This is a genomic window from uncultured Planktosalinus sp. (genome assembly GCF_963973675.1).
Lineage (GTDB): Bacteria > Bacteroidota > Bacteroidia > Flavobacteriales > Flavobacteriaceae > Planktosalinus.
The window spans coordinates 1-5,123 of sequence record NZ_CAXBAN010000184.1; the positions used below are offsets into that span (position 1 = coordinate 1).

The window sequence follows — 5,123 nt, forward strand, 5'->3', positions numbered from 1 at the left end:
CACTTTTCTTAAAAAACCATAAGGTGCATTGTCATTAGCTCCTGATACTATAATATCATTAGCCTCAATATTATTTTGATTACCAGATAGTACGATTGTATTTTCAGAAACAGATATGATTTCATTTTGACCTTTAACAAATGTTTCAGGAGTTATTTGTTCCTGCGTTTGGTCGTCATCTTTGTTACATCCCATAAGTATTAAAAATGGAATAAACAGGAGCATGAGTTGTTTTCTCATAATTCTTAAGTTAAATACACCTACTTCAAAATTCAGTTGGTTTTTCGGATTATTCCCAACATAATAAATATTTTAAATTCATAAGCTTCATTTAAAAGTGCTTTTTTAAAACTACTATCTAGAAACAAAGCAACTGATCTGTCTATTAATTTTTTTACCGGGGCCTTTTGAAACATCTCCGGTTAATGTCTCGAATTCTTCAGGTACTACCTGATACATAATGATGTTATTATTAGCTAATGTTTCAAGTTGATCACTGTTTATTTCGGCTGATAATGAAAATATATTATTAGTGTATTGTGCTAATTTTCTCTTGACATTTTGTGATTTTTCTGCCGTAAATTCTATAATTTCATTGTTTTCGGTTTTTAGCATAAATTTTGTTCCTTTAGGCATATCTACTTTATTTACAGACGCATCATTTTCTTTCTGCATATACAGAATCTGCATATATGCTGTATTTTTGCCATCTATATCAGCAACATAAAAATCAAATGTTACAGAAGTACCCGCTAACATGTTTCGAGCTGTATTTAATTTACCTCCCCATAAATCGTAATTTTTACCTGCAAAATCATCTTTTATTTTTTCAGCGGCTTTGCACTTTTGACCGTAAACCATAATTGATGAAAAAACCACAAGCATGGTTGTTAAAAATAATTTTTTCATAATTGTAATTTTAAAGTTAGTTGCTTAGTTGAAATATTCTTAAAAATCTATAATAAAACAACACCACACAACTAATTGTGAGTATTTGACTAATTGGAGTGAAAATAATGAGGTTATAAATGAAAATACTTTAGAACAGTAATATAAGCTGAAAAAAAATACTATCCTATTGTCTCACATCTTTATGCTCAACTGTAAAATTTGACCTTTTTAACTCATATAATTAAAAATTGAAATCTACCCGCAAGGGGTCAGGAGTCATTAAATAAATGAATACATAATGAAATAAGATGATTATTGTTATAATTTGAATGAATATTATATATAATGGAGTTGGTACTATTATTTTTTCTGGTTTATTAAAAATTTGTTAAATTTAAACCAACTAAGTTCTAAAATTATGAGGAGATTATTGATTTTTATTGGGGTGCTTCTTACTGTCCAATCTGCTTATGGGCAACAACAGAAGATAGATAGTTTAAAGTATATATATTTAAATACTGACACTAAAGTGGAAAAAATTGAGAGCCTAAAAGATTTGTGCCTCGAATATTCAAGATCTTCAAATCTTGAAGAAAGTCAACCATATTACAACGAGCTAATAGAAATTTCAAAAGAATTAAATGATGATGAAACCTTATCCTATGCTTATCAATTGCTTATAAGGGAATATGAAAAGAAAAGAGATTCAGTGCAAGCTCTAAAATATTTCAATAAATCCTTAACATTAAACAATGCATCAAAAAACTATTTAGGCCTTGCAAAAGACTACAGTGCATTAGGCAGTCTTTATAATAAGTTTCAGGAATTTGATATGGCTTTGATTGCTTATAAAAAAGCAATTGATATATGCAATACACACAAGATAACTGATTATATAGGTACTGTATATAATAATATGGGAATCGTTTATCAAAATAAAATGGAATTTACAAAATCAATGGAAATAATTATTAAGGCCAATGAAATTGCAACTAAAAACTCTGATACCCAATTACAAGCATCTACTTTAAATACAATTGGAAGTAATTATATGCGATTGGGTGAATCAGAACAGGCAGATAAATATTTAAAAGAAGGATTGGAAATAGCACTTAAAACTAGTTATAAAAGTGAAATCATTAATGCATATAGAGGCTTAGGGTTAAATGCTTCTCGTAGCGGAAGATTTGAAGAAGCTTTAAATTATAACTTTGAGGCACTTAAATTGAATAATGAATATGGTGACAAATTACAAACATTAGATATATTATTGAATATTGCAACCACTTACTCAAGAATGAATAAGTTGAAGGAGGCCCTAAATTATTATGACAAAGCTTCAATTATTGCATCAGAACTTGAAAGTAAAGTAGGATTAAATAACATTGACTTAAATGTTTCCTATATATATGTTAGGGAAGAAAAATATGATAAAGCAGAAAAGTTACTTCTTAAGCTACTTAATGATACTACAAACGTTGAGGTATTTAGTGAGATTTTAGAAAGAAGTTCATATATTCTCCTTTCTATGATTTATGAAGCAAAAAAGGATTACCCAAAGTCTTTAGAGTATCATAAAAAATATTTTAGAATTGCTTATGATATACTTTCAGAGAGTCAAATAGAAGCCGCCACCGAAATCGAGACCAAATACCAAAACGAGAAAAAAGAAAAAGAAAACCTTCAATTAAAAACAGAAAAAGCCGAACAGGAAAAGTTATTGGCATTACAAACCAAACGCAACTGGCAATTGGGTGGGGGTCTAGCCACCACAGTAGTAGGGTTGGGTATATTTTTCATCGCCTTTAGAAAAAATCAGAAGCAAAAAAAAGAGATTGAAAGCCAAAAAAACAAAGTAGAGCACCTTCAAAAAGAATTGCACCACAGGCTTAAAAACAATCTGGCCTTTATTGATGTTTTTATCTCCCTTGCCAAAGGTAAATATACCGACTCTGCATACCGGGAAAGGCTCAATGAACTCCAAAACAGAATAAAAAGCATGTTTGAAATACACGAGCAGCTCTTCCGTAAGGAGGATATTACAAGCGTGAATGCTCAAAAATATATTTCAAAGCTGGCTGAGAATGTCAAGGCCGCTTATGCCAACCCAAACATTTCGGTAGAGCAGCATATAGACCCTGCAGCTGAACTGGACTCCCAAACATCTTTTCCCATGGGAATCATCATCAATGAGTTTATCACCAATTCTTATAAATATGCCTTTACACCAAACCAGCAAGGCATCATTAAAATTGAACTGAACGGATCGCCTGAATTTTACAAACTCACTTTAAGTGATAACGGAAAAGGCTTGCCTGAAAGCTTTGATGTGAACAACAGCAACACCTTTGGCTTAGATTCCATTAAACTTCTTACCCAAGAATATAACGGTACCTTCTCACTAAAAGGAGACGAAGGTGTTACTTTACAAGTCACGTTACCAAAACCAACCACCCTATGAAACCAAAAGCCCATATATTAGTCGTTGAAGACAAAGCCCTATTGTACAAACGCATGGCAATGTTTCTCACAGAGAATAACTACAGCGTTGCAGACTACTCGCCCTCTTATGAAGAAGCACTTTTATCTGTTCATAAGAAAACTCCCGATGTTGCTCTACTGGATATAGAATTAAGTGGAGATAAAACAGGGATTGATCTTGGAGAGAAACTCTCTAAGGAATATAGCATCCCTTTTATTTATGTAACAGATTATGGTGATGACGAGACCTTTTATAAAAGCCTGGCGACCAAACATGAACAGTTTTTGGTGAAAACAAAACCCCATTTGGACACGAAGGAATTATTACGGGCCATACAGACAGTTTTGGCTAAAAGAAAGAATCAGAAGCCACAAGTACCAAAAAAATCGATTTTGTGTTACACAGATTATATAAACAACCTCAAAGAACTGGCCAAAGATTCGGTTTCACAAGTCCCGGTTCCCTTTCAGGAAATCATCCTCATCTCTACAAAAGATGCTTATGGAGAAAAACTAAAAACCAACTATGTGCGGATAGAAACCCACAATAAACAGTCTTATTTCCTGCCAGTTTCTTTAACTGAAATTTCAGTAAAACTCCCTTTACAATTTTCCCGAATTAACGAAAGCGAAATTGTAAACCTGAGTGAAGACATTTTGGATGGACGCATTAACGGCTCCCGCATTAAAATTGGAAAATCTGTGCACCATATCTCCAAGACCTATAAGACAGAAGTAGAGAACAGGTTTGAGTTGCTCTATCAAAAAATTAAATAGGTTGATTTTCATTTCTATTGATTACATTTTCATTTTTTGTTTTAGAATATCCATTTGAGATTTATATTAGGGTATGAAAAATTCAAATTTGATACTCCTTCTTTTTTTTGCCAGTTTTACCATCAATTCATATAGTCAAGAAAAAAATTCTATTTTGGAAATCATTTTGAACAAAGTGGAAGAAAAGATACAGCAGAAAAATCAGGTTGAAAAACCCGTTTCTAAAGAGAAGCTTCCGGTAAAAACATCTTCATCTGATAAAACAGTTTACAGAAAAAATGAGTCTAATAATTATGAGATTGTAATCCCGGTAGCATTTCACGTAGTTAGTGACTCTATACCAGATTCATCAATTGATATTTCAGAATTTAAAGAAGCTATAGAATATTTAAATAAAGGGTTTAACAATGTGGATAAAAAAGTCATTAATCCGGCATATAGAGACATTATAGGGAAAGCAAACATAAATTTTGTATTAGCGAATAGCGTATGTAAAAGTTTAAAAAGCGTTTCTTATCACAAAACAAATAAGAAAGTCTTCAATTATTATGATTCTACAAATTTTTTTGGGGATTTGCCCTATGACAAATCATTAAAAATAAATGGATATATTGATTCCGATAAAGTTTTAAATGTATGGGTATGCAATTTAAAAACCAATCCTAAAGAGTTTGGAGGTGGTTATAGCACCTTTCCAACTGAAACCAATAAGCTAAATGACGGAATTGTCATGGACTGGAGGTTTTTATTCTATACAGACAAATATTTTGGCCACGCACTATTTGTCCATGAGGTTGGACATTGGCTGGGACTTAAGCATATATGGGGCAAAGCTTCTCCAAATTGTTTAACATCACCTGATGATGGTATCCATGACACACCTGCTCAAAAAAAACCAAATCAATATGAAGCTGTAAAAAAAGGGATTGTAGAAGATGTTTGTTTTAAACCATCAGAGAAAACAAATTATCAGA

The 5,123-nt window shown here is 32.0% G+C and carries 5 protein-coding genes; 3 read left to right on the top strand and 2 right to left on the bottom strand.

The features are described 5' to 3' along the window. Together AACY61_RS08295 and AACY61_RS08300 are read right to left on the bottom strand one after the other, a co-directional pair. Positions 1–240: hypothetical protein (locus AACY61_RS08295; RefSeq protein WP_339611104.1), on the bottom strand; the 240-nt coding region annotated here is incomplete at its 3' end. A gap of 114 nt (positions 241–354) precedes the next feature. After that, complete coding sequence (locus tag AACY61_RS08300) at positions 355–909, bottom strand: hypothetical protein (RefSeq protein WP_339611105.1); 555 nt, start codon at positions 907–909, stop codon at positions 355–357. A gap of 400 nt (positions 910–1,309) precedes the next feature. On the opposite strand from AACY61_RS08300, the gene AACY61_RS08305 reads away from it, so the two are divergent. From AACY61_RS08305 to AACY61_RS08315, 3 genes are all read left to right on the top strand, one after another. Continuing rightward, the gene (locus AACY61_RS08305) at positions 1,310–3,352 is read left to right on the top strand and encodes a tetratricopeptide repeat protein (RefSeq protein ID WP_339611106.1); all 2,043 of its coding nucleotides are present in this window, start codon (positions 1,310–1,312) and stop codon (positions 3,350–3,352) included. Then, on the top strand, positions 3,349–4,149 hold the full coding sequence (locus tag AACY61_RS08310; RefSeq protein ID WP_339611107.1) for a response regulator: 801 nt from the start codon (positions 3,349–3,351) through the stop codon (positions 4,147–4,149). Before AACY61_RS08305 ends, AACY61_RS08310 begins: the two co-directional genes overlap by 4 nt. A gap of 154 nt (positions 4,150–4,303) precedes the next feature. Continuing rightward, on the top strand, positions 4,304–5,123 hold an 820-nt coding region (locus tag AACY61_RS08315; RefSeq protein WP_339611108.1), incomplete at its 3' end, for a M43 family zinc metalloprotease.